The following is a 24,387-nucleotide window of genomic DNA, read 5'->3' as shown; positions in this document are numbered from 1 at the left end:
ATGCTTCGCAGATTCAAGACGCCGGTTCAGCGTACTATTTCGTTTCAGCTCGCGATGGCAGCAACGCTGCTGTTGTGCGCCCACACTGGGGGCGCTTCGCCAGAAGCGGGACAGATGATGAAACCCTCATCCCTCGTAGAGACCGGATATCTTTCCATCGCAGGTCGTGAAGTGCCCTACCGAATTCGCAATTTGCCGGTCAGTTCTTTTCCTGAGCTTCCATCGGACGTCGCGGATGCGCTCACCACACGCGGTTGCCTCATTCCGCAGACCTACGAAGCCAAGCACCCGGAAAATGTGATTCATGCAAGCCTCGAAGGCCCCGGCTCCAATGATTGGGCGGTTTTGTGTTCGACTCAGGGAAGAGTTTCGTTGCTGGTCTTCTTTGCCAACGCGTCTCCGGCCAATCCTTCAATTCTTAGCGCTGCCGCCGAAACCGATCGCCTTCAGGCTCATGATGCGAGCGGCGAGTTGGGATTCAACTGGGGGATCGACCCCGCGAGCCCCAGCAGGATTCATGATGCTCAAGCAGGAATGGCTCACCGTCCGCCAGCGCCTGACCACGACTGTCTGGCCGATACGACTGTCGACCACAAGACCGTCTATCATCTGTATCGTAATGGCGCGTGGGAGAAGCTCGATCTGGAGTGATCTCTCCGGAGAACCACGACGAGCCCGCCAAATTGAGGAGATTGATTTTATGAATGATGCGGTGATTGTCAGCGCTGTTCGCACCCCGGTTGGGCGTTCCGGAAAAGGAGCATTTGCGACAACTCGCCCGGACGATCTGGCCGCCGTCGTAGTTCGAGCAGCGCTGGATCGCGTCCCCGCGCTTGAAACAAAGGAGATAGGAGACTTGATCCTCGGTTGCGCCATGCCTGAGGGCGAGCAGGGATGGAATCTGGCGCGGAATGTTGTGCTGCGCACAGGCTTGCCGGTCGAAATCGGCGGGGTTACGGTGAATCGCCTTTGCGCTTCCGGCCTTGAGGCTATCGCTCAGGCGGCGTATCAGGTTCATTCCGGGAGGGTTACGGCGGCTGTGGCTGGCGGTGCGGAATCGATGAGCATGGTTCCGATGAGCGGCAACAAGCCCAGCCCCAATCCGTGGCTTTCGGAACACTATCCGCAAGCGCTTCTAACTATGGGACTTACCGCCGAACGCGTGGCGCGGCATTACAACGTCTCGCGCGAGGATCAGGACGCTTTTTCACTGGCCAGCCATGAAAAGGCTCTCGCTGCTCAGGCTGCCGGACGATTTGATGATGAGATTGTGCCGGTTGCGGTTGATTTTGCGGTTCCGAACGGGAAGCCGGGGTCGCCGAATATCTCGCAAGTTGTTGTTTCCAAAGATGAAGGACCGCGTGCCGATACTTCCTTGCCAGCTTTGGCGAAGCTGAAACCAGCCTTCCACGCGCAGGGAAGCGTGACGGCGGGGAACTCTTCGCAAACTTCAGATGGCGCTGCCGCTGTTGTTGTCATGTCTGCGGGTCGCGCGGCGGAGTTGGGTCTTGCTCCGCTGGCCCGTTTTGTGGCTTACGCTACGGTCGGCTGCCTGCCGGAGGAGATGGGCACGGGGCCAATTTTTGCGGTTCCGAAGGTGCTAAAGCTAGCTGGTCTGACGCTTGACGACATCGGATTAATTGAATTGAATGAGGCATTTGCGGCGCAGGCGCTGGCTGTGATTCGGACGCTGGGAATCGACCCGGCCAAGGTGAATGTGAATGGCGGGGCGATCGCTCTGGGGCATCCGCTCGGGTGTACTGGGTCGAAGCTGACGGCTTCTATTTTGGCGGAGATGGGGCGGCGGCAGGTGCGTTACGGGATGGTCACGATGTGCGTCGGCGGGGGAATGGGAGCGGCCGGGATTTTCGAGAGGTTGAGTTAGGCTCGTTTGTGCTTCCGAAAGCTGGGCCTGACAGGCGGGATCGGCAACATAAATTGCCAGATTTCTTACGTTGATTGTGGGATTTGTTGCATTGAGTGGCGGATATTTAACGTTGATTGTTAGACGATTTGACGGTTTTAGCTGTCGCCAGGTTTGTAGGCTGTCCAGAGCGTGAAAAAGGCAGGATGCAAACACGCATCCTGCCTTTTTGTGTTTCGAATGTCGGTTTGGTTATGCCTTAGCGGGAGCGGCTAGAACGAGCGTCTTGAGACGGGCATTCAGGCGGCTCTTGTAACGCGAAACGGTGTTCTTGTGCAGAACGCCCTTCTGGACGCTCTTGTCGAGTGCGGAGACGGTTTCGCGGAACTGGGCCTGGGCGGCTTTGACGTCGCCCTTGACGAGGGCTTCGCGCATCAGGCGCAGGCTGCCGCGAACGCGGGTACGGTTGGCGCGGTTCACTTCAGTCTTGACGACGGTCTGACGGGCGCGCTTGAGCGACGAAACGTGATTTGCCATTGTTGAATCTGATCCTTATCTTTGTCCCCGATTCCGGGGCGGAATGCTGGCCAGAATGCAGATTCAGCCGCATCCCTCGCAATTTCCTAGTCTACGCGAAGGCTGGTGGCGGGTCAATGTGAATCCGGTCGACCAGTTCGGTTCGGGAGTCGGAGATATTGCAATTTGAAGTCTATATTGGGTGCTATGAGTGCCGAACGGTCGTCACGGTTTTAGCTGGATCGTCTTTGTTTCCCCTGCCCGCATGGGAACATAGCCTCGCGATTCAGTGCTGGCATCTGCCGGAAGCATCATCAAGAACATGCAGTTCGGATCGTATACGGAGCAGGAGAGAATGCCTTGGCGAATGACGTGTTCTGGTCCTTCATCCGGAAATGCGATGTTGAACTTGGCCTCCTTGAGCAGGTTTGCGTAAGGTTCGATCTTGGGATCGCCACCAAGCATCTTCACGTCACTGAGCTTGCCGTCCGCGAACATGACGAGAAAATCCCCGGAAGCCGACAAGGGTTTTCCGCGTGCCAGATGCACCATGCGAAGGTCCTGCAGGCGGCTGGCTCCGGTATCACCGATCGGGCTTACATGGCCCAAGCGTTTTTCGAGCGCACTGATGCGGATGTCGATTCCGGGCACAGGCGGGTAGGCGCGAGCTTTCGCCAGTTTATATGTGTCCAGCGCCTGTGCAAGCTTGCCTTGCTTCTCGTAAATCTGCGCGAGGCGATCGCCTGCGCTGGGTTCCTGGGCGAGGGTCCATGCGGCAAGGGCATACTTTTCTGCTATGGCGAGGTTGCCTGATCTGAAGGCGGTAAGGCTCATGCTGTTCCAAGCTTGAGCGAGGTCGACCATCTTCTTTATCTGGGCATTTGTGATGTCGGTGAGCGAGAGGCTTCCGGTCTGCTGCTCGACGAGCGTGACGGCAGTCTTGGCAAGTGTTCCGGCCAAATCGAGATCCTTGCCAGAGCTGGCAATTGCCGAGGCGATGGAGGCGAGGGAAGTGGGGTCAGAAGTTTGTCCCGCTGCGGTTTTGAGTGCGTCGAGTCCTTCGGCTTCCTTACCATTCTGGAGGCAGGATTGACCGTACCACATCTGTACCTGAGCATTGTCGGGGCGGAGTTGGATGGTTTTTTCGAGAATGGGCTGGGCGTCTTTCCAGTCTTCCTTTGCGACCAAAGTGCGAGCTAGTTCGGAGTTAGCATCGACATCGTCGGGGACTGACTTGAGAACGGTGCGATAGATGTCGATGGCGTCGTCGTCGCGTTTCATCCGGCTCAGCATCTGGGCGAACCAGCGGGCAACTCTGAGGTTGTCCGGATGCTCCTTGAGTTCAGTACGGAAGGCTTCCAGCCCCAAGTCCATCTTGCCCTGGATCATGTAGAGGCTGCCGTAGGAGGCGTTGAGGTTAGTTTGGTGGGGGTTGAGCTTTTTGGCCTTGTCTAGCTGATCTTCGCAGCGGGTTCGTTCCCCTGCCTGACAGGATTGCATGGCGGATTGGATAAGATCGGCAGCTTCGCCGATGTCTTTGGAGCCGGTGGGTAATGCTGCTCCGGAGGTCGCGATGGTGCTCATATGCCCAAAGTCGGTCGTGAGTTCTTTCTGAAATGCGATGTAACCTTGCCAGTCGGAGACGGTAACCTCTTTTTGGAAGACGGTGAGCCGTCTCTCAGTGAGGAACTTTCCATTGGCGACGGAGTACTTCGCGTGATATTCAGCAAACGCCGTTTTGAGGTCAACATCGGCGGGCGGGTCCATGCTTGCTCCCGGGGGAAGAGTCAGCTCTGCGGTGTAAATCGTGGTTCCGCGCGAACCGACCTGGATGGGGAACTCAGGCTTCTTGTCTTCGCTGATGATGTTGATCGGGATACCTCCGGTGGGAGGGGTAATCTGCCGGTTGTCCCAGTCGCCGTATTTTTTTCGTTGGTAATCCCAAGCAAGGTGGAAGGGCTGTCGAGTAATATCCGGGTCGTCCACTTGAACATTGCTTACCTCGCCGCCAAAGCCGAGGCGATAGGAGATCGCCTGCATGAGGTCTTGCCATTTGGCTTTGGCGTTTGCATGGAAGATAGAGCGATAGATCACTTCGCTGTCGCCACGCATTACTAGCTCGCCGTGTCCTTTGAATGTGCCCGCATCGTCCAGGGCGCCGCGCATGACGAGATGGTCTTCTGTGGGGAATGGTGGGTCGGTTGGCGTTTTCAGCAAAAACGGTGCGCCTGTCCCAGCTACGACCAGGGCCTGTTTGTCTCGCAGGTTGCTCAGCAGCATTCCGTAGGGTGCAATCTCCGGGGTGGAGTCTAGCCAGAGATATTGTTTGCCTTGAGGAAGGATGGTGATGAGGTGATCGAACTGGCCGGGAGACGGAACGTCTTCATACAGCTTTGTTGAACTATTGATGAGGACGGGCCATGCTTCCACGCCTTCGGCCTTGAGCAGTGCGGCGAGCAAAGTGTGTTTGTCCTTGCAGTCGCCGTATTCGTTTTCAAGCACGTCCGTCGCGGTGTGGGGCTGGTATCTGCCTACGCCGAAAGAAAGGCCAATGTAATGGATGTGGGTAGAAACGAAGTTATAGATCGCTTCGATCTGTGCAGCGCCGGGTGGGATGCCTTTTACCAGGACGTCGGCTTTAGCCTGAATCTCGGGAGTGACTTTAACTTGCGACTGAGCCAGCTTACTATACCACTCGCCCACTTGCTGCCAACTGGAGAATGTGCTGATCTGGACGGAAGGCTTTTCTGCTTCATCGACTTTCTCGCCGGTGCCATCAGGCTTGGTGGGCTCGATGTTTGCGGTGGTCCATGTATAAACACATTCGGCGCCGTCATCCCTAATTGTGGGCTGTAGATCGGCGTTGGCTACCTTGGGTTGCTTTTCGCGCGGGAATCGGACTTCGAGGGTTTCGTTGAGAACGACGAAGGAACGGCCGAAACTATAAGAGAACCAGAATTGTCCGGGTACAAGAGGTTTGTCCTCAATGTAGACAACCTCAAACTCCAGTGTGTCTCCTATGCCAAGGGCTTTGACTGGAATCTGTTTCTGTTTCAGGTCGCTGTACATAGGTGCTGTGCGGGTGACATCGGAGGGCAGATCGAGAGCATTCGCCGCTGGGGTTGCAACTGTGCTGCCATCTGCCTTCTTCACCCTCACATAATGGACGTCGATGTGCTCGGTCTCGGATGCGTATGGGAACTGCAGGACTGCCCAGCCGTTAACGCCTGCTTCAGAAAGCATCTTCACGCTGCTGCTCTGGGTTCGGACGGAGGTGGCGTCAGCCAAAAAGCGCACATGGGTGGCTGTCTTGTTCACTATGAACGATTCTTTGGAGTAGTCAGGGACGGGGCTAACTCTCTTTGATCCATCCTGACTGGCAAGTCCGAGCCGTGCAGACAAAACTTGCAGACAAATCAGAGTTATAAGAAACGTTATGCGAGGCATACTTATTTTTACTGTAATTCAGACGAAAAGGCACGTAACTGTGACTTTTGTAGCATCCCACCTTTGCCGCAAAAGCGCGTCAAGGATGGGCACCCACACCCAGATTGGTTGTCGGGATCTCCTCTGGTATATCTTTCCCGAATTTGACAATTCCGTGACATCCGGTTGGTTGCCCGGTGCGTTACTCATGCAACCTGGAAGTTCTCCGAGGCCCAAGGCTCCCCAAAAAGGAAGTGGATAGTGAACTTTCCGGGAATTGAAAGGAGATTTACGGAAATGAACACACCGAACGAAGTTGAAGCCGTGCGTTTATCAAAACAAAGCCAGTCAGGCTCCTCCCGACGATCGTTTCTCAAAGGCGCAGCGCTTACCGGAGCCACAAGCTTCGCCGCTCTTGGCGCACTCTCCGCCGTCGCCTCGGCAGAAGAACAGCAAGAAGAGACAGAGAGCATGCAGTACGAACACGATCATCTGAGGAGAGGCGATCGCGAGATCCTCGTTGCTGCGCAGATCGCCGAAGCGCTCGCCGTCACCACCTACTCCAACATCATCGACTCCTCTCCCTTCTTCAAAACCATCCCTGAGGACGACCAAGGCTACCTGATCGGCGCTCGCCAGGAGGAGATGTCCCACTATCTTCTCGAACAGTCTGTAACCGACCAGTTCACTCCGTTCACTCAGTTCTTCTATCCCCCTAAGATGTTCTCGGACGCTCAGACCACCCTCAACATTCTGGTCACGCTCGAGGACGCATTTATCGCCGCCTATCTGGTTGGCGTGCGCAACTTCTCCACTCGCAACCTGCGAGTGACCGCAGCTCGCATTATGGGTATCGAGAGCGACCACCGAACCCTGGCACGAGTTGTAGGAGGCGACGTGACTCCGCAGTTTGGCGGTCCGATCAGCTCGATCACCGGCATTCAGGGAGTCTCAGAGAGTATCGCTCCTCCGAATAACAACGGCTACGAAAGAACGTTGTGCTGGACTTCGATCGATCAGGCGTTAGCCGCGCTCACACCTTTTGTAAACTTCAACGCTGCCAAGGCCGCGGGCTTTGACACCTTGCAATCCTTCCCATTCGAACCCTTTAACCCAACCCTGCCCAACCCGCTCGGGGACTTCATCTCCTTCCGCGGCTGCTGACTCATTTTGCCCCCGGATGCTCTTACTTCGACGTGGAAGTGTGTGCACTCGGGGGCAGCGGAACTGCTCTTAATCATCCCAGCAGAAGCAGCTTCCCTTCGGGAATGACAGACAGAAAGGCAAATGCAAAGGCGGATTGCCTTCGAGAAGAACAGGGGGAAATGCGGGCTAGTGACGCGTGGTGAAGTTCTTAGGCTATGATTTGACGGATTGAACTGAATTGGAGCCACGCGCGATGCAATTTCATATTTCCCGGGCAATTCGAGAACGACTCAAGATCGACGGTTTGCTGTTCAGCTATACCGGCAATGTGATTTTTGCGAATGTGGCTGCCAGCCGGAAGATGGCGAATGAGCTGAATGAGTTGCGCGGAACCGGGACTGATCCGGCGAAGACCGTGAATGCTGGTGCTTTGTTTGCCATGGGCATGATTGATGAGCTGAATCATGCGCTGGTGGCGCGGTATCGCCGGGAGATCGATCCGGCGGCGCTTACGGAGGCGATTCGGTGGTTTCAGGGGAAGGTTGGGCCGGAGAATGTGGAACGGTTGCTGCTCTCGTTTGTGGACCAGTTTCCGAATGTCGAGGTTTACCGGGGGAAGGTTACTGGCGCGGAGTGGCTGGCGGGGGCCAGCGATGGTTTGTCGAATCGCGAGGCGGCGCTGGAAGAGTTGATGCTGCTCTGGCTGACGAATCGCAATCCGGCGTTTGGGACGTTTCGCGAGTTGTTCGATGACCGGGATTTGAAGGTCAGGACGCAGTATGAGAGCGTGACGGCGGCGCTGCCGGCTTACTTTGAGACGCGTCCGCCGCTTTCGCCGGAGGTGGGTAGCCTGATCAAGGCGCTTTCCGCGCCGATGCTGGCTTCACCGGATTCGCTTGCGGGGCAACTGGATTTCATTCGCGAGCATTGGGCGAAGTATCTGGGTGAGGATCTGCGGCGGGTTCTGCTGGCGATCGATGTGATCAAGGAAGAGGATCTGGCGATCTGGATGCGGTTTAATCCGCCGGGGCCGGATCGGCATCGTCATGCTGCGCCGGGGTTTGGCGGCGAGGGGTTTGTTGGGGATGAGTATGTCGGGTTTGACGATGAGTACATCGTTGGGCCGGATGGGGTGAGGACGCGCCGGTATGCGGCCGGGTATCAGGCTCCGCTGGTGGAGTATGAGGCTTTCAGCGCGGATCAGGCGTGGATGCCGAATGTGGTGCTGATTGCGAAGAGCACGTATGTGTGGCTGGAGCAGTTATCGAAGAAGTATGGGCGGCATATACATCATCTGGATCATATTCCGGATGAGGAGCTGCAACTGCTGGCGGATCGCGGAATCACCGGGTTGTGGCTGATCGGGTTGTGGGAGCGGAGTGTGGCTTCGCGGACGATTAAGCGGCTGCGCGGGCATAGCGATGCGGTGGCTTCGGCGTATTCGCTGAAGGAGTACAACATTGCGGAGGATCTGGGCGGCGGTCATGCGTATGCGAATCTGCGCGACCGGGCGGCGTGGCATGGATTGAGGCTGGCGAGCGACATGGTGCCGAACCATATGGGCATCGATTCGAATTGGGTGATCGAGCATCCGGACTGGTTTATTTCGCGGCCTGATAGTCCGTATCCTTCGTATAGTTTTTCGGGGCCGGATATCTCGCCGGATCATCGGGCGGAGATCAAGATCGAGGACCATTACTACGATCAGACGGATGCGGCGGTGGTCTTTCGGCTGCGGCATCGCTATGACGGAACGACGCGCTATATCTATCACGGCAACGATGGGACTTCGTTTGCGTGGAACGATACGGCGCAACTGGATTACTCGAAGGCGCATGTGCGGGAGCATGTGATTCAGACAATTCTGCATGTGGCGCGGCAGTTTCCGATTATTCGGTTTGATGCGGCGATGGTGCTGGCGAAGCGGCATGTGCAGAGGCTGTGGTTTCCGCTGCCGGGGGCCGGTGGGTCGATTCCGTCACGGGCGGAGAGTGCGCTTTCTCAGGAGGAATTCGATGCGCTGATGCCGCATGAGTTCTGGCGCGAGGTGGTGGATCGCGTGGCGGTCGAGGTTCCGGGAACGCTGCTGCTGGCGGAGGCTTTCTGGATGCTGGAGGGGTACTTCGTTCGCACGCTGGGGATGCATCGCGTGTACAACAGTGCGTTCATGAATATGCTGCGCGATGAGGAGAATGCGAAGTACCGTTCTTATCTCAAGAAGACGATTGAGTTCGATCCAGATATTTTGAAGCGGTATGTGAACTTCATGAGCAATCCGGATGAACGGACGGCGATTGATCAGTTTGGCTGGGGCGATAAGTTTTTTGGTGTGTGCACGCTGATGGCTACGCTGCCGGGGTTGCCGATGTTTGGGCATGGGCAGATTGAGGGGTTCACGGAGCGGTATGGGATGGAGTTCAAGCGGGCGCGGATGGAGGAGCACGAGAATGAGGGCCTGATCGCGCGCCATCAGCATGATATTGCGCCGCTGTTGAAGAATCGGTGGATGTTTGCGGAGAGCACAAACTTTGTGCTGTATGACTTCTGGACGCATCACGGAACGGTGGATGAGAACGTCTTTGCGTATTCGAACCAGCTGCATGGTCAGCGGTCGGTGGTTGTTTATAACAATCGTTATGGAAGTACGCAGGGGGCGATCCATGTGTCGGTTGCGGCGATGGACAAGGGCAGCGGGCATTTGAAGCAGACGAGTCTGACGCAGGGGCTGGCGCTGCCGGTCGAGGATGCGGTGATTGTTGCGTATCGCGATGTGGCGAGCGGGCTTGAGTATCTGCGCCGCTCCACGGATTTGCATTATCACGGACTGAGCCTTGATCTGCGCGGGTATCAGTCGGTGGTGCTGCTGAACTGGCGCGAACTGCGGTCGACGGCGGAGTATCCATGGGACAGGCTTTGTGATGGGCTTGAGGGACGCGGTGTGCATAGCCTGGATGAGGCGCTGTTGAGTTTGCGGCTGCGGCCTTTGCATGAGGCTCTGCGCGAGGTGATCAGCACGGCGAATGCGCGGCGGTTTGCGGAGGTTGCAGGGGAGCCGGCGAGGAAGAAGATCGAGGCCAAGGCCGAGAAGACGCATGGCGCGGTTGAAGTGGCGAAGATGGATCTTGCCAAAGGCTCTGCTGGGGCGAAGACGCCGGAGAAGCACAAGCCTGAGACCGAAGCGGAGACTGCTGATCTTGTTGCGGAGTTGGTCGATTTCAGGTTGAGGGGGTTTGTCGACAGGAGCCAGTTGTGTTTCGACCGGATCATGGAGTATCTGCCTGCGGATTTGAGAGATGCGTCGGAGCATCCTGAGGATGGGGATGCCGATTCGAAGCAGCGGTATAGGGAAGCGTGCGAGGCGGCGGTGATGGCGGCGGTTCGGCTGCCGCATCTGGAGAGGAGTTTTTCGATGGTGTGGCCGCCGGCGGTGCGCTATACGCTGCCCAGCAATGAGCCGGGTGCTCCGATGGAGCAGACCTGGGCGCCGGTGCTGGCGTGGGCGGTGTTGCACAGCGTGCCTATGCCGGGAGTGCGAACGGCGCTATTTGACCGGCTTCAGCTCAGGTCGTCGCTTGCCGAGGCCTTCTCTTCGATGGGATTGGAAGGCGACAGGCCGTGGCGAGCGGCGGCGCAGGTGCGATTGCTTTTGCGGCTGGCGGAGAAGCCGGCTATCTCGATTGAATCGGAGGAGTTCTTTGCCGATCCGGATGTTCGGTGGCTAGCTGGGGTGAATGAGCACGGGGGCACGACTTATCTGAATAAGGAGCATTTTGAGGAACTGGTTTGCTGGCTGCAACTGCCTGCTTTGCTGGCGGCTGCCGGAGCGGAGCCGGGCGCGGCACAGTCCGTTCGCGAGGTAGAAGCGGCGGTAGCGACGGCTTGCAAGGCGGCGCGGGCTGCGGGGTATGTTTTGGATGAATTTCTGAAGATACCGCGTAAGGTTCATGGCGTGAAGCCGCCAGTCGGGCAGAGCGAAAAGGCGACTGCTTCTACGGCGGATTTGACTTGAAGGAGATGCGAGTCCGAATCGTGATTGCAGGCGAAGAGCGAACCAAACTGGGTAGTGCAAATTCACACAGGTGGGATTGACTCGCTGGGCTGACCGCGCTACTCTCTTCGCAGATAGAGGATTTGGCCGCCTACGCCATCCCGTTTAGCAGTCTGGCCGCACACGGCGCGACCTGTGCCGTTCTGGCCCACTGGAATTCTGTACACTCCTCACGAAGCCCCCAAAAACAACCGATATACCACCTAACATCACCCGCTGACTGCTGCGCAGTCAGCCACGGAGGCCATTTATTCCATTGAAGATCGCTCTGGAGATCACGCCCAACCTCGAGCCCCTGTTCGGGACCCGCGACGAAAACCTGAGACTGATGGAAGACGCGCTTGGTGTGCGGATTGATCTCCGCTCCGACGCGGTTCACGTACAAGGTTCGGAGGAGAGCGTTGGCAGGGTGAAGCGCATCTTCGCGGACTTTGAGTCGTTGCGGCGGGCCGGGGTGCATCCGCACAACGGCGAGTTGCATGGGATGCTGAAGCTGGTTGTCGCCGATCCACTGGTTACGCTGCGCGGGCTTGCGGAGGCGGCGAAGCAGCGATCGACGGGAATGAAGCGAGGGACGTCGGGAACGGTGCAGCCGCGGTCGGTGAATCAGGGCCGCTATCTGGAAGCAATCGAACAGAACGACATGGTCTTCGGCGTGGGACCGGCGGGTACGGGCAAGACGTATCTGGCTGTGGCCATGGCGGTTGCGGCGATGAACGCAAAGAAGGTGAGCCGCATCGTGCTGGTGAGGCCGGCGGTAGAAGCGGGCGAGCGGCTGGGCTTTTTGCCAGGTAGTTTGCAGGAAAAGGTCGATCCGTATCTGCGGCCGTTGTATGACGCGCTGTACGATCTTTGCGATCCGGAAAAGGTCGACAAGATGCTTGAGAAAAACATCATCGAGGTCGCTCCGCTGGCCTTCATGCGCGGACGGACATTGAGCGATGCCTTCATCATCATGGACGAGGCGCAGAACACGACGACCGAGCAGATGAAGATGTTCCTGACCCGCCTCGGGGCTAATTCCAAGGCGGTGATTACGGGCGACATCACACAGATCGATCTGCCGAATCCGAAGAAATCTGGGCTGGTGGAGGCGATTAATCTGCTGGAAGGGGTGGAAGGTATTAAATTCTGCCACTTTGAGGATGTCGATGTGGTGCGGCACAGCCTGGTGCAGCGGATTATCCGGGCTTACGAGGGCAAGTCGCAGCAGCGGGAACTACCGTTGGGGCTGGGCGACGGGCCGGAGAACCAGACTTCGCAACGGCCGCGCATCCTGGTGAAACCGTCCTCTAAACCGCAGTAAATTTGGTTTTACCGTATCATCAAAGGTATCCGGGGCAGCCTGTATGGCTGCCCCGGAGCACGATGATCTTATTTGACCCAGACCAACCGGTGGCGGCTGAGGGCTTTCCTCAGTTCGCCGCTCACTCCTCTTCGCTGCCTGCGGGCGCGTCGGCACGTTCTGCGCTTCCAACTAAAGCGACTCTCATGCGTTATTTGCGCGAGACCAAGGCTGCTGTGGGGCTGAAGGGTGAGGTTTCCGTCCTGCTCACAACCGACGTCGGTGTCCGTGGACTCAATCGGCGTTTTCGCAAGAAAAATAAGGCTACCGATGTGCTTTCGTTTCCTGTGGAGGATGCGAGCTTTGGCTACGCGGGGGATCTCGCGATCTCGGTCGAGACGGCTGCGCGTCAGGCGCAGGAGCAGGGGCACAGGCTTTCGGTGGAGCTGCGCGTGTTGATACTGCACGGTTTGCTGCATTTGGCCGGTTATGACCATGAGGCCGATGACGGAGAGATGGCGCGCAAAGAACGACGTCTTCGCGCAAAGCTCCGGTTGCCGCAGGGCTTGATCGAGCGGGTAATCGAGCGGGTGGAGAAACCGGCAGCGGTTCGGACGCGCAAGCCCGCCGGGAAACGAGCCGGGAAGCGACTCCGGGGCGGCGCGCGATGAGTCCTTATTCGTTATGCCTGATCGTGTTTCTGGCTGGCGTGGTCACGCTTGCGGCTTACATGGCGCGGGTGTACTCGGAGTTCGGCAAGATTCTATCTCGCGAGGTTCAGGACAATCTGGATGCGTGGGAGCAGCATGTCGAGCCGTATCTGTGGATGCCGCGGGAGCAGGCTGCGCTGGCGTCTTCGGTGCTGATGCACCTTGGCATGGGATTTCTGGCGCTGGAGATTGGGGCGTTCCTCTTTGACCGGGCGACGCAGGTTGCGCGGCCCACGATGGAGGAGATTTTCCAGGCCGTGCTGGCGGTGATTCTGGCGGTAGTTTTTTGCACGCAAGTGGCGCCGTTTCTGCTTTTTCAGCGAACGCGCGGACTTTGGGTAGTGCGATTGCTTTGGGTTGTCCGGGTTTTGTTCGTGGTGGTTTTTCCGGTCACGCTGTTTGTCAGCTTTCTGCTCTCGATCGCTACCCTTGCCGAGGAGCCGGTGACGGCGGAGGAAGAGGCTGCCGGAGATGTGGAGGCTTTGCTCGAAGCGGGCGAAGAAGAAGGGATTTTGGAGAAGAGTGACCGCGAACTGGTGCGGTCCGCAGTGGAGTTTGGCGACAAGCTGGTGCGGGATGTGATGACGCCGAGGCCGAAGATATTTGCGGTGCCGGAGTCGATGTCGCTGGAGGCGTTTCTGGAGGCTTTGCGGGAGAACAACTTCTCTCGCGTTCCGGTTTATGCGGGGACTCTGGATGCAATTACTGGAATCGCCTTTGCGCATGATCTGCTGCAGATTACCGATGAGGAAGCTCGGACGCGGACGGTTGCCACGATTCAGCGGCTTGTGGCGCTGGTGCCGGAGACCAAGAAGGGATATGAGCTGCTGCGCGAGATGCAGCGCGAGAAGCAGCACATGCGCATCGTGATCGATGAGTATGGCGAAGTTGCGGGGCTGGTCACGATTGAGGATCTGCTGGAGCAGATTGTCGGCAACATCGGCGACGAGCATGAAGATGAGGAAGATGCGCGGGTTGAGGATGCGCAGCCTGAAGGCGAGGGAGTCTGGCTGGTTCCAGGGGGATTTCCTGTGGATCGGCTGGAGGAGCTGGCGGGCGAGGACTGGCATCCAGAAGAGAGCTATGAAGCCCAGACGGTTGGGGGGCTGGTGAGCGAGGCCGAGGGGCGCATTCCTCATGCCGGGGAAGTGGTGGAAGTGGGGACGCTGCGCATTGAAGTTGTTGCGTCTTCGGATCGGCGTGTGGAGCAGGTGAGGGTCAGCGCTGTCCGTCCTGTGGAGCTGGAGGCGAATGCGGACGAGGCTCAGGAGGATTTCGGAGATGAGCGGGCGTTGCGCTTACGTGGTGGCAATGGGGCAAGCGGGACAAATGGTTCAAATGGGACAAGTGGAATAGAAGTGGAGTAAAGAGATTGCGTTCTGGATTTGTATCGATTCTTGGCCGGCCGAACGCCGGTAAAAGCACGCTGCTGAATGCGCTGGTGGGCGAAAAGGTGGCTATTGTCACGAGCAAGCCGCAGACGACGCGGAACCGCATTACGGGCGTGCTCGAAGTGCCTGCGAAAAGCAAGAGGCCGGCGGCGCAGATTGTTTTTGTTGATACTCCTGGGGTGCACAAGCCGGGAACGCAGCTTGACCGGCGGATGATGCAGGAGGTCTACGATGCGCTGGAGACGCGCGACATTGTGATTCTGCTTGTGGATGCGAGCCGGGAGATGCAGTTGAGTGCGTCTGATTCTGGCGACGCTGATGGAACCCAGGTCTCAGAATCGAGACCTGGGGCACCCGCTGAATCTTCCTCCGAAAGAGGCGGTTGGAGGAGCGAAGATGAGTTTGTTTTGAATCTGGTGCGTAAGCTGGATTGCCCGGTTTTTCTGGTAATCAACAAGATCGATCTCATCCGGCGGGAGGCGCTGTTGCCGTTGATTGATTCGCTGAGGAAGCAGGTTACTTTTGCGGAAGTCATTCCGATCAGCGCGCGCAAACGGGACGGCCTCGACACGCTTATCGAAAAGCTGGTGGATCGATTGCCGCAGGGAGAACGGTATTTTCCGCCGGAGCAGTTTACGGACCAGCCGGAGCGGTTTCTGGTGGCGGAACTCATTCGCGAACGGATTTTGATGGAGACTGGCGAGGAGGTTCCGTATGCCGCCGCGGTGGTGATTGAAAGATTCGAGGAACCGCAGGTGCAGCCCGATTCAGCCAAGCCGAAGAAGCCTCGGCCGCTGAAGGGCGGAGGGTTTGCCGAGCAGAAGCTGCCGGTGACCAATATTTCGGCGGTGATTTATTGCGAGCGCGATGGGCAGAAGGCGATTCTGATCGGCAAGGGCGGGGCAAAGCTGAAGGCGATTGGAACGAGCGCGCGCAAGGAGATCGAATCGCTGCTAGGGACGCGGGTCTATCTGGAACTGCATGTGATTGTGGAGCCGGGCTGGCGAGAGTCGCGGGGATTTATCGACACGCTCGACTGGCGCAAGCAACTGGAAGATATGGCTGCTCGGCAGGCTGTTGAGGCCGAAGACACGGCCTCAGAGGAATAGGCGACGCGAGTCGGGGCCTCAACGGCATGGTTCAATCTTTGCGATTGCGGCGTTGAGTCAACCACCACTTCGGTCAGCTTTCCGGCTGAAAGATGACTTCGCATATTTCCTCGGAATTGCCGAAGTGTGCCGGCTGGGTTCCACAGAAGCGATGCGTTATGTGATAGCCGTGTTCGAGGATGTACTGGTGCATCGCACTTGGCGCTTCGCGGACGGATTGCGGTAGCGGCGGACCGTACTGGTTGACTGTTCCCTCGAAGCGTTCGCCCAGGAGTATGTAGGCGGGTCTTTCCTGGACGACTTGCGGCAGATGGTTGTCCGGGTCGATCGCGTTTCGCCATGGCCAGTATGCTGTGTCTTGATTGGGGAAGACTCGGCTTTCAGAGTATGGTTCAACGGCGACGGAATAGTACTCAAAGCCGGCAATTCTCTGCGAACCGACCTCGGTTGCGATAAATTGAGCGGCGTCCCGGCTGCCGTCGAATGGGACACGCATTCCGAGGCGCACGGCGGCGGCCGTCCAGCCGATTTGTTCGACCATAACGATCAACAGAACGGCGGCAAAGGCCCGGTCTTTCCAGTCGGAACGGATGGGCGCTGCTGCAACATCCCAGGCAATCCAAAGAGTTGCGACCAGGGCAGTCAGCGGCAACGAGGCGTGATGCGTCGAGAAGGCAAGGGCAGGGCAGGCAATGAGGGTCACAAGGAATGGCAGAAGCGCGGCAAGGGCACGTTGCCGAAATATCCAGAGAAAGAAGAGTAAATAAAAGGCCACTCCCAGAATGATGGAAGAAGAGATGGGATAAAAGACAAACATGGCGTGATTCAGAAGGAATCTCGCCCTACTCACTGGCGGTGGTGCTGGAGTCGCCAATGGGCTCGATAACGGGGTAACTGCCGCTGCATGGGAAAGAGGAATGTTGGTGAGATAGCTGAGCGCACGGGCAAACTGCGGATGCGAGGTGATGAGGCCTGCGCGTCCAAAGGTGACATCCGGGGCCGGAAGTGCGGTATAAATTGCTCCGGCCCATAGAAGCAGCAAGACTGCTCCAGCTAGTGCGAGGTGGGGCTGCGCTGCCTTCTGCAAAGTCGATTGTTCTGTCTGCGCAGGGCGCTGGCATCGCTGAGAAAGCCGTCGCAGGATGTAGAGCGCCACAAAGCCGGAAGACATGACCGCGGGCACCAAGGCGCAGTTCGCAAGAAGACCTGCAACTGCGGCGAATGCGACCGGACGATCCTTTTTGCCGGTTAAGAGGATGCAAAGCGTGAATGCCAGCAACGGCACCAGGCTGTAGCTGCGCGCAATGATTGCGGTCTGGTAGACAAAGCCGAAGATGAAAGGCAGGCCTATACGGGCAATGCGAGGGAACGGGGAATGGCGGAGAATTACCCAGGCGGTTGCTACGCCGATCAGAGCGGTGAACCAGTGCATCGCCGTGAAGCTGAGATGGAGACGGGATGCGATCCAAAGTAAGAGATGCCAGAGTCCCGGTGTCCCTTCATAGTGAAGCCGCTTGAGAAATATGTCGCCCAGACTGTTGTCGCGTGCGAGGAGCCAAGCCTGGGATTCATCCACCCACGGTTGATGGAACCACGTGAGGAATGTAACCAGCACCGCGTAACAGGTGAGGGAGATCGCCTCAGGCACCGCGAAACGATGCGGGCGAGCTCTTCTTACGAAATCCATTTCAACATCCTTATGATGCCCATGGAGGCAGGCTTGCGATGGGCTGAAACACCGGTGCGGGCTGTGATCTCCGAACGATGTGTGGAGTAATAGTCATAGGCCTTGAGGAGCATCTCTTCGTTGGTGAGCGTAGGTCTCCAGACAAGCCGCTCCTTGATGCGCGCTGTATCGAAGACAAAGCTCTCAGCGATCATCTTGTAGTGATAGGGACCAAGCGGCGAGACACGCAGTTTATGCGCCAAGGTCATGGCTGCAATGGTCGGACCTTTGGGTAGCGACTGCACCTTCGAGCGGCTGCCGGAGTTTCGGATCACTGCTTCGTAAACAGCCCGCATCGACTGAACATTGTCAGAACCAATGTGGAATAGATCTGATTTTCCGTAGGAGGCCGCCTGGATGCAGGCGGTGGCGAGGTCGTCGGCGTAGATGAATTGATAGCGGTTGTCGCCCTTGCCCACAACCCACACTGTCTTGTGGTCGTCGATGAATTCATAGAGAATTGCCAGCAGGCCCAGCCGTCCCGCGTCCATGATCGTTGGACAGCGCAGGATCACTACATCCAAATCGCTGGCGAGTTGCAGTAGAAGCTGTTCACCGGCAAGCTTGGACTTGCCGTACAACTCCACCGGGTTGGGGACGTCGTGGTCTTCGTGCACGGGATGGCCCAGATTTGCAGCCCACAAACAGTTGGATGAAATGAAGACGAATGGCCGCACTCCGGCTTCACGCGCAGTCTCCGCCAGCAGCTTTGTCGCGTCGACATTAGACGTCCAGATCAGATGTTCGTCCATTTTCATGCTGTGCGCCAACTGGGCCGCAGCGTGGTAGACCGCGTCGAAACGATGCTCGGCAAAGGTGCCTTTACCAGTTCCCGGTTGCGCAGATCTCCCTGAATGCTGGTGAGTCCCTCTGCAACATCATCGTCGTGCTCAAGATCGAGATTGACTACCGTGTGCCCCTCGCGTAATAGCCTGCGCTTGAGAATTCCGCCAAAGAACCCGGAGGCACCGGTAACCAAAACATGTGGCATATTGAGCGATTATATCGAGGCAGCACAGACCATCCAGATCAGCCAGATGCTGAAGTTGCAGACGATCGCGGCAAGGTGCAACGCTTTTCTTTAGAGCGAGAAGTAAATGCTCGCTCATCGTCGAAAACCTGCGTCCTGGACGCGAGAACCGGTGTAGGTGTGCTTTGTGGGACGATGATCAGGCTTCTACGCGGCCTCGGCCAGTGCTTTTTACGGAATACATGCGTTTGTCCGCTGCTCCGAGGATTGCGTGTACGGAACGGCCGTCGCCTGGGTAGGTGGCGATGCCGGCGCTTGCTCCTATGGTCAGTTCCAGGCCTTTTCCAACTGTAAAGACGCTGTGAGTGAGATTGGAATGGATGGAGCGCGTCAGGCGGAGTGCCTCTTCTCGCGTTGTGACCGGCATCAGGATCACGAATTCGTCTCCTCCATAGCGGAAGCAGAGGTCGGTTGTGCGGCAAAGCTCTCGAATGCGCTTGCCGACCAGGCCCAGGAGTTGGCTTCCGATCAGGTGCCCGTTTGCGTCGTTGACGAGCTTGAAGCGGTCGAGGTCAAGAAAGACGAGGCTGAGCGATTTGGATTCGTGGCGGGCTTTCTCCAATTCCCTTTCGAGGACGGCGTAAAGATGTCGGGCGTTATAGAGGCCGGTTACGTCGTCGGTGATGGTGAGTTGCTGCACCTGGGCAATGTCCTGCGCGTTTTCGATGGCGATGGCTGCATAGTCGACCAGCATATGCAGAAACGCGACGGTGTAGTCCGAGTGTTCGTCAATGTGAGGGTTGAAGATTTCCAGAACGCCATGGGTGCCTTTGCGTCCGCGAATCGGCAGGCCGATTGCCGAGCGGACAGCAAAGCTTTGGCTGCTGGCGGCATCGGCCATTCTCGGGTCGGTCGCTGCTTCAGGAATGATGAGGGTTTCGCCGTGGTGGGCCACCCAGCCGGCAAGTCCCTCACCGACTTTGACCCGGATGTCAGCCAGCCTCGGGTCTTCCGCGCCTTCCCGGGAGACGTAGTAAAGTTCCTGGCGCAGGGGGTCGACCATCAGCAAGGCCCATAGATCCGCGTTGATGAAGCGTTCCATGTACTCAAGAATGGTGCGCAGGATCGAATTGAGGTCCAAAGTGGACGTGAGCGAACGCGCCAACTCATGGAAGACCAGAAGGTCATCCAGGGCCCCTCGATTTGCGCTGCTCCTGGGCATTTGTGCGATTTACGGCTATAGGAGTTGCAGATGGACCCGTGTGAAATTGCTGTGTGTACGAAAGATAAGCAAGTGTGTTGTCACGCAATCATACTCAATTAGAAATAAGGGTAAACAAAATTTTAATTCATACGCACCGCGGATACGGCTCAGCCGCCGATATGCACCATGGAGCGGGAAGGCTTGAGGAAGCCGGGTTCGCCGATATGATGCCGGGCTTCTTTTTTGTCTACTGCGCGGAGGATGTACTCCTGAAGCCCTTCGTCGCTTGCTCCGTTTCGCATCTGGCGATAGAGGTCGTGTTCGAAGTTTGAGAAGAGGCAGGTGCGGATCTTTCCGTCGGAGGTGAGACGGACGCGGCTGCAAGCGCCGCAGAAGGCTTGTGTGACAGGAGCGATGATACCGATTTCGCCGACGCCGTCCGAAAAGCCGTAGCGGCGGGCAGTTTCGCTCGCCGAATTCGGTGTCAGTGGCAGGAGCGGAAATACCGCGCTGAGGCGGTTGACGATCTCACGCAGGGGGACAACTATCTCTGGAGACCATAGACGATCCTCTCCGAGAGGCATGAATTCGATGAAGCGGACGATGACGTCTTCGCGCCGGGCGAATTCGGCAAAGCCCTCGATCTGATCGTCGTTGAAGCCGCGGAGCAGAACGCAGTTGACCTTGACGCGCCCCATGCCGGCTTGCTGCGCGGCCCGAATGCCTCGCACGACGGCATGAAAGCTTCCGTGGATGCGAGTGACACGCTCAAAGGTCGCTTCATCGACGGCGTCCATACTGACCGTGATGCGGGTCAAGCCGGCTTCTTTGAGCGGCCTGGCAAGGCTTTCGAGCAGATGTCCATTGGTGGTGATGGCGAGGTCGAGCGGCTGGCCCGAAGTTGTGCGCCAGCTTGAAAGCTCGCGGACCATCTGGAGCAAATCTTTGCGCAACAGCGGTTCGCCGCCGGTGAGCCGCACCTTTTCGATTCCAAGCTCGACGAAAGCGCGAATCATGCGCAGGTATTCGGCGGTTGTCAGCTCAGCGTACTGAGCGCCGACCTGGCCGGTCCGGCAATAGACACATTTGTAATTGCAACGGTCGGTGATCGACACGCGCAAATCCGTGATCACGCGCCCGTGGCTGTCAAAGAGGCGCCCTTGGACGCGAGCGGATAAATCTACTGGCATTTGGTCGATTTGGGGAAGGGTTGCCATTCTTTAGGCTATCGCGAAGAACAAAAAGCTGTGCTCCCCCACGATATACGCAAAAGGGCCACACTGTTCTGATGCGGTACGATAGCCGGAAGTTTCGAACAGCCAGATAATCGGGCGGACTAACCCGGGAGAGACTAATCCAGACTGGGAACGCCCCGGCGCATCAATGTGCCGGTGACTCCGCAGACGAAAACGATGCTCAGCGCGACGGCCATGTAATAGGCCATGGGATGAGCCCAGCCGGGAGAGTACGTGAGATCCTGACCGACCCAGAGGGAAAGGACGACTGAGATCACGGCAAATTGTCCGGCGATCACCTGCAGGGTCAGACCCCAGTGGCGGCGCTTGTCCAGAGCTTCGACCTGGTCGGGGGTCAGGTTGCGTTCTTCGACGGGCAGCAGGGCGTTTGCCATGAGGGTTTTCTCCAGGGTTATTCGATTTTGATTTTCTGTACCCAGAGATTGTAAATCCCATCCGGGGCAAGAACGCAACCAGTCCGCAACCGTCCCGCGTGGATGCCGACTGCGAAGAACATGGCCCACTTGCGATTGATCCAGTTTCGATCCAGCGCGCCCGAATGAAATTGCCGTTGCGAGCCGCCTGGCGGTCCCGCAATGTGGCTTACAGGAACGCGAGCGTCTGCAGTTGCGTGATTTCAAAGCGCTTGCGGCAGCGGATGTTTCCACAGGCTACGAGGTCGTCGCGCCGCACCATGTAGGGTTGCGCCTTGGCGAATCGGGCGCGGTCCCGCTCATCGGCGTTACGCGGCAACTGCGTCCGCTTGCGCCGAACTACCCAGTTGATCTGGTGTTCACTTGGCTGTCCACAGTGCGGGCAAACCAGCGTGTGGGTCTTCATCTCGTTTGTTTCGGTAAAAAAATCGCGCTCTTCCATCATCGGGGTCAACTCCAACTATCTTCCCGTTCCAAAGTATTCCATACTAGGGAGCGCCATGACGAAGCGAAAAATTGAGAAGTTCTCGGTAACCAAGGCGGTGAAGTCGAATGCGCGGGATCAGGTGGGCCAACCCAAGCCCAGCCGGATTGTCGAAGACCGGCCAAAAGGCGACGGACGGGAGAGCAAGCACAAGCCGAGTCTGGTAGATTTGATCGAATCCTCAGAAGAGGCAGGAGAGTGACCATGGGCAAGGCGGTCGGCGTTGGCGGGGTTTTCTTCAAAGCGAAGGATCCAAAGGGATTGCAGGCGTGGTATCACCAGCATCTTGGCATTCCATTGACGGATGGCTATACCAGCTTCGACGGTCCGGAAGCTCAGGGCATAACCACCTTCTCATTTTTCGCGGAGAATACGAGCTATTTTGGCGAGGAGAGGCAGCGGGCGATGGTGAATTTCCGCGTAGATTCGCTGGATGAGGTGCTAGAACGGCTTGCGTCTGCCGGGGCGCGCGTCGATCCGAAGCAGGAAGATTATCCATTCGGGCGGTTTGCGTGGTTCTCGGACCCTGAAGGGAATCGAGTAGAGCTGTGGGAACCCAAGTAAGTGCGGCAGGCTGGTGAGTCAGCGGGTTCGCAGGTAGGCCGGTTAGCTTGATCCGTTGATCTTGAGTGCTTCAAGCCAATCGGCTAGTTCTGCGTGCCCGCGTTCACGGGCAAATCCGGCTGCCGATTGGCCGAAATCGTTGAGAATTCCGGGGCTGGCCCCGTGGCCGACCAGAAGTTCGCAGAGATCGCGGCGATTGGCTGCGGCGGCGGAAAAAATTGCCGTGAAGCCGGCGGTCTGGCGGGCGTTTGGGTCGGCGCCTGCGTCGAGGAGCAGCCGGATGGTTTCTGTGTTTCGGCCGAGAGCCAGGGCTGCGTGCAGCGGCTGATTGGTTTGCGCGTTCTTTGAGACGGCGCTGACTGAAGCGCCGGATTCGAGCAGGAGCTGGACGGCTTCCGGCGTTCCGAAAGCGGCGGCGAGATGCAGCGGTGTCCATCCGTCCGATGAAAACGCGTTGATGGAGCCGGGGGACGCGTCGAGCGCCCTGCGAAGCGACGCCAGATCGCCCGCCGAAGCCGCTTCAAAGATGTCCAAGGCGATACCCGTACGCGCCATTTCGGTTCGGAAGAAGTCGCGAACCAGCGCCTGGCCGCTGTAGATGGACCATTGAAGGGCTGAGACTCCCTGAGCATCGCGCCAAGTTAGTAATTCGGGATCGGCGGCGACGGCGTCGGCTACTTCAGCAGTCGCGCCGCGTTGGATGAATTTCAGGAGTTGCTGGCTCATTGTGGCTGCTGTTGATCCTGTTGCGGTTGATTTTGTTGCGGTTGCTGCTGGGCCTTCACGGTATAGGGGCCGGGCTTGACCGGCTCGGCTGCCTTGACTTCGGAGGCCGCAACGGAGGTGCGCTTGGAGTAGATGCGGAAGAGAACGGCCAGATCGAGGGTCTCAGCGACTGGCTGTCCGTTTTTCACCGCAGGCTGGAAGGTGGCTTTGCGAATTGCAGCGACGGCGTTTTCGTCCAGTCCAAAGCCGATGGGGCGCACGACGGCGATCTCGCCCGGCTTGCCATCGGTTCCGATCACGGCGCGATAAAGCGCACGGCCTGCGATTCCGTTGGCCTGGGCAAACTCGTTCGAGTCCGGAGCGATGGAGGAGAGAACTTTTGCCTGCTGGTCGGCGGCGCTGGAGCGGAGCACGGCTGGATCTTTCGGTCGATAGTCAGCTCCCGCAGCCTGGGCCTGATAGTAGAGCTGCCAGAACTGCGGCATCTGGGCCATGACTTTGGTGTCCAACCCCTCGGCAAAGATGCGGTCGAGGGCGTCGCGGAGCACTTTTGCCGCGTGGGCGGGTGAGATGGTGGTGGTGACGCTGGACTGGTCTGCGGCCTGATCTCCGGCCTGATCTCCTCTTTGGTCTGCGGCTTCTTCCGGAGTCTGGTCCGCGGGCTGGCTCGCTGCAGGCGCGGGTTTGGCCTGAGGTTGGGCGGATTCAGACGGTGCCGGACTGGATTGGGATTGGCTCGGGCTGGATTGCGTTGGCGCAGCGACGTCGGTCTCCGAGGACGCGACGATCTCTTTTGGTGTTTCGCCTGATGTTGGTGCGGTCTTGGACGGATTCTTGCCTTGGTCCGCTTTGTTTTCCTTTGCCTCTTTGGCCTTCTTGGGCTTGACCACCTGTTCGCGGTCGATGGTGATCCGGAGGACCTTTTTCTTCGGGGTGATCTTTACCCGGTCGACGGCATTGGAGGCATCTTCGTAGGGCAGCGCACCCAGAAAATGCAGGGCGTAACGCGCGCCGACAAGTTCGACTTTGTGTTTGGTGAGGTGTACTTTTTCGATTTCGACGCCGCTGAGCGTGTACGAGCCTGCGGTCGGATGGCCGGTTGGGGAGCCGTGCTCGGTGAAGCTGAGGGAATCGCCCAGGTAGCCGCCGCGCAGAAAGAGCTGTTTGCCGACAAGCAACTGTTTCAATTCGTCTTCGGTGACATCGCCCGGATGGGCGGATTCGGACGGAGACGAGAACGGGGTTGCGGCCACGGGTGTCGCCGGGGATGCGGGCGGATTGGTGGCGGGTGCTTGAACAGCTGGTTGAGACGGGGCGGGGGCGTCCTGACTTGGATTCTGGCTCGGATTTTGGCTGAGCAACGGGACTGAAGCTGCCATGAGCAGGAGCAAGGACAACGCGACTCCGGGATGGTGTCTCAACGGCAACGCTCGCCGCAGTGCTTGAGCGGAGACGGATTTGGACCTCAAAACGATGGGGGTATGGGGGAGAAATCTCATAGTGGCCTTGCCCGAAACTCTAGCAGGATTCGAGGAATTTCCGGAGAATC

The 24,387-nt window shown here is 57.9% G+C and carries 19 protein-coding genes and 1 pseudogene; 10 read left to right on the top strand and 10 right to left on the bottom strand.

The features are described 5' to 3' along the window. Positions 1-651: a hypothetical protein gene (locus OHL23_RS17050; RefSeq protein ID WP_263353112.1), complete on the top strand. Its 651-nt coding sequence runs from the start codon at positions 1-3 to the stop codon at positions 649-651. Between the two features lie 49 nt (positions 652-700). Next, positions 701-1,885 carry a thiolase family protein gene (locus tag OHL23_RS17045; protein WP_263353111.1) on the top strand — a complete coding sequence of 395 codons (1,185 nt, stop codon included), beginning with the start codon at positions 701-703 and terminating at the stop codon, positions 1,883-1,885. A gap of 231 nt (positions 1,886-2,116) precedes the next feature. On the opposite strand, the gene rpsT is transcribed toward OHL23_RS17045, so the two are convergent. Continuing rightward, positions 2,117-2,401: a 30S ribosomal protein S20 gene (gene rpsT / locus OHL23_RS17040; RefSeq protein ID WP_263353110.1), complete on the bottom strand. Its 285-nt coding sequence runs from the start codon at positions 2,399-2,401 to the stop codon at positions 2,117-2,119. Between the two features lie 204 nt (positions 2,402-2,605). Next, positions 2,606-5,698, bottom strand: coding sequence for a DUF3857 domain-containing protein (locus OHL23_RS17035; RefSeq protein ID WP_263353109.1), 3,093 nt, complete (start codon positions 5,696-5,698; stop codon positions 2,606-2,608). A 405-nt stretch (positions 5,699-6,103) separates the two neighbouring features. On the opposite strand from OHL23_RS17035, the gene OHL23_RS17030 reads away from it, so the two are divergent. The 6 genes from OHL23_RS17030 (at position 6,104) to era (ending at position 15,495) form a co-directional block, all read left to right on the top strand. Further along, positions 6,104-6,970, top strand: coding sequence for a ferritin-like domain-containing protein (locus OHL23_RS17030; protein WP_263353108.1), 867 nt, complete (start codon positions 6,104-6,106; stop codon positions 6,968-6,970). Positions 6,971-7,205: 235 nt separating this feature from the next. Further along, a complete protein-coding gene (locus OHL23_RS17025) occupies positions 7,206-10,961 on the top strand; it encodes an alpha-amylase family glycosyl hydrolase (RefSeq protein ID WP_263353107.1) in 3,756 nt (1,251 codons plus the stop codon). Between the two features lie 295 nt (positions 10,962-11,256). Then, positions 11,257-12,306: a PhoH family protein gene (locus OHL23_RS17020; RefSeq protein WP_263353106.1), complete on the top strand. Its 1,050-nt coding sequence runs from the start codon at positions 11,257-11,259 to the stop codon at positions 12,304-12,306. A gap of 62 nt (positions 12,307-12,368) precedes the next feature. Next, positions 12,369-12,956, top strand: a complete 588-nt coding sequence (gene ybeY / locus OHL23_RS17015) for an rRNA maturation RNase YbeY (protein WP_263353105.1) — start codon at positions 12,369-12,371, stop codon at positions 12,954-12,956. Beyond that, complete coding sequence (locus tag OHL23_RS17010) at positions 12,953-14,362, top strand: hemolysin family protein (RefSeq protein WP_263353104.1); 1,410 nt, start codon at positions 12,953-12,955, stop codon at positions 14,360-14,362. The genes ybeY and OHL23_RS17010 overlap by 4 nt, the downstream gene beginning before the upstream one ends. Before the next feature lie 5 nt (positions 14,363-14,367). After that, complete coding sequence (gene era / locus OHL23_RS17005) at positions 14,368-15,495, top strand: GTPase Era (RefSeq protein WP_263353103.1); 1,128 nt, start codon at positions 14,368-14,370, stop codon at positions 15,493-15,495. A 73-nt stretch (positions 15,496-15,568) separates the two neighbouring features. Here era and OHL23_RS17000 read toward each other — a convergent pair whose 3' ends face one another. The 6 genes and pseudogenes from OHL23_RS17000 to OHL23_RS16975 form a co-directional block, all read right to left on the bottom strand. Further along, complete coding sequence (locus OHL23_RS17000; protein WP_263353102.1) at positions 15,569-17,182, bottom strand: hypothetical protein; 1,614 nt, start codon at positions 17,180-17,182, stop codon at positions 15,569-15,571. Next, a pseudogene (locus OHL23_RS16995) lies at positions 17,170-18,212 on the bottom strand (NAD-dependent epimerase/dehydratase family protein). Before OHL23_RS16995 ends, OHL23_RS17000 begins: the two are co-directional and overlap by 13 nt. Positions 18,213-18,390: 178 nt before the next feature. Further along, positions 18,391-19,413 carry a GGDEF domain-containing protein gene (locus OHL23_RS16990; protein WP_263353101.1) on the bottom strand — a complete coding sequence of 341 codons (1,023 nt, stop codon included), beginning with the start codon at positions 19,411-19,413 and terminating at the stop codon, positions 18,391-18,393. Between the two features lie 149 nt (positions 19,414-19,562). After that, a complete protein-coding gene (moaA, locus tag OHL23_RS16985; protein ID WP_263353100.1) occupies positions 19,563-20,612 on the bottom strand; it encodes a GTP 3',8-cyclase MoaA in 1,050 nt (349 codons plus the stop codon). A gap of 134 nt (positions 20,613-20,746) precedes the next feature. Further along, positions 20,747-21,025, bottom strand: coding sequence for a hypothetical protein (locus OHL23_RS16980; RefSeq protein WP_263353099.1), 279 nt, complete (start codon positions 21,023-21,025; stop codon positions 20,747-20,749). 208 nt (positions 21,026-21,233) lie between these two features. Next, complete coding sequence (locus OHL23_RS16975) at positions 21,234-21,509, bottom strand: hypothetical protein (RefSeq protein ID WP_317891693.1); 276 nt, start codon at positions 21,507-21,509, stop codon at positions 21,234-21,236. A 55-nt stretch (positions 21,510-21,564) separates the two neighbouring features. Here OHL23_RS16975 and OHL23_RS16970 point away from each other — a divergent pair, with 55 nt between their 5' ends. Continuing rightward, a complete protein-coding gene (locus OHL23_RS16970) occupies positions 21,565-21,750 on the top strand; it encodes a hypothetical protein (RefSeq protein WP_263353098.1) in 186 nt (61 codons plus the stop codon). 2 nt (positions 21,751-21,752) lie between these two features. Next, a complete protein-coding gene (locus OHL23_RS16965) occupies positions 21,753-22,112 on the top strand; it encodes a VOC family protein (protein ID WP_263353097.1) in 360 nt (119 codons plus the stop codon). A gap of 42 nt (positions 22,113-22,154) precedes the next feature. Here the strand turns inward: OHL23_RS16965 and OHL23_RS16960 are convergent, their stop codons facing one another. Together OHL23_RS16960 and OHL23_RS16955 are read right to left on the bottom strand one after the other, a co-directional pair. Then, complete coding sequence (locus OHL23_RS16960) at positions 22,155-22,838, bottom strand: ankyrin repeat domain-containing protein (protein ID WP_263353096.1); 684 nt, start codon at positions 22,836-22,838, stop codon at positions 22,155-22,157. Then, on the bottom strand, positions 22,835-24,235 hold the full coding sequence (locus tag OHL23_RS16955; protein WP_263353095.1) for an energy transducer TonB: 1,401 nt from the start codon (positions 24,233-24,235) through the stop codon (positions 22,835-22,837). Before OHL23_RS16955 ends, OHL23_RS16960 begins: the two co-directional genes overlap by 4 nt. Positions 24,236-24,387 lie beyond the last annotated feature (152 nt).

It is taken from the genome of Acidicapsa acidisoli, from assembly GCF_025685625.1.
Taxonomy (GTDB): domain Bacteria; phylum Acidobacteriota; class Terriglobia; order Terriglobales; family Acidobacteriaceae; genus Acidicapsa; species Acidicapsa acidisoli.
This window is presented reverse-complemented; position numbering and strand designations above follow the sequence as displayed.

Excerpts from the sequence above, each read along its gene's own strand:
- OHL23_RS17050 (WP_263353112.1), top strand. The coding sequence starts at position 1 with ATGCTTCGCAGATTCAAGACGCCGGTTCAGCGTACTATTTCGTTTCAG.
- OHL23_RS17045 (WP_263353111.1), top strand. The coding sequence starts at position 701 with ATGAATGATGCGGTGATTGTCAGCGCTGTTCGCACCCCGGTTGGGCGT.
- rpsT (WP_263353110.1), bottom strand. The coding sequence starts at position 2,401 with ATGGCAAATCACGTTTCGTCGCTCAAGCGCGCCCGTCAGACCGTCGTC.
- OHL23_RS17030 (WP_263353108.1), top strand. The coding sequence starts at position 6,104 with ATGAACACACCGAACGAAGTTGAAGCCGTGCGTTTATCAAAACAAAGC.
- OHL23_RS17025 (WP_263353107.1), top strand. The coding sequence starts at position 7,206 with ATGCAATTTCATATTTCCCGGGCAATTCGAGAACGACTCAAGATCGAC.
- ybeY (WP_263353105.1), top strand. The coding sequence starts at position 12,369 with ATGATCTTATTTGACCCAGACCAACCGGTGGCGGCTGAGGGCTTTCCT.
- OHL23_RS17010 (WP_263353104.1), top strand. The coding sequence starts at position 12,953 with ATGAGTCCTTATTCGTTATGCCTGATCGTGTTTCTGGCTGGCGTGGTC.
- OHL23_RS17000 (WP_263353102.1), bottom strand. The coding sequence starts at position 17,182 with ATGGATTTCGTAAGAAGAGCTCGCCCGCATCGTTTCGCGGTGCCTGAG.
- OHL23_RS16990 (WP_263353101.1), bottom strand. The coding sequence starts at position 19,413 with ATGCCCAGGAGCAGCGCAAATCGAGGGGCCCTGGATGACCTTCTGGTC.
- moaA (WP_263353100.1), bottom strand. The coding sequence starts at position 20,612 with ATGGCAACCCTTCCCCAAATCGACCAAATGCCAGTAGATTTATCCGCT.
- OHL23_RS16980 (WP_263353099.1), bottom strand. The coding sequence starts at position 21,025 with ATGGCAAACGCCCTGCTGCCCGTCGAAGAACGCAACCTGACCCCCGAC.
- OHL23_RS16975 (WP_317891693.1), bottom strand. The coding sequence starts at position 21,509 with ATGATGGAAGAGCGCGATTTTTTTACCGAAACAAACGAGATGAAGACC.
- OHL23_RS16970 (WP_263353098.1), top strand. The coding sequence starts at position 21,565 with ATGACGAAGCGAAAAATTGAGAAGTTCTCGGTAACCAAGGCGGTGAAG.
- OHL23_RS16965 (WP_263353097.1), top strand. The coding sequence starts at position 21,753 with ATGGGCAAGGCGGTCGGCGTTGGCGGGGTTTTCTTCAAAGCGAAGGAT.
- OHL23_RS16960 (WP_263353096.1), bottom strand. The coding sequence starts at position 22,838 with ATGAGCCAGCAACTCCTGAAATTCATCCAACGCGGCGCGACTGCTGAA.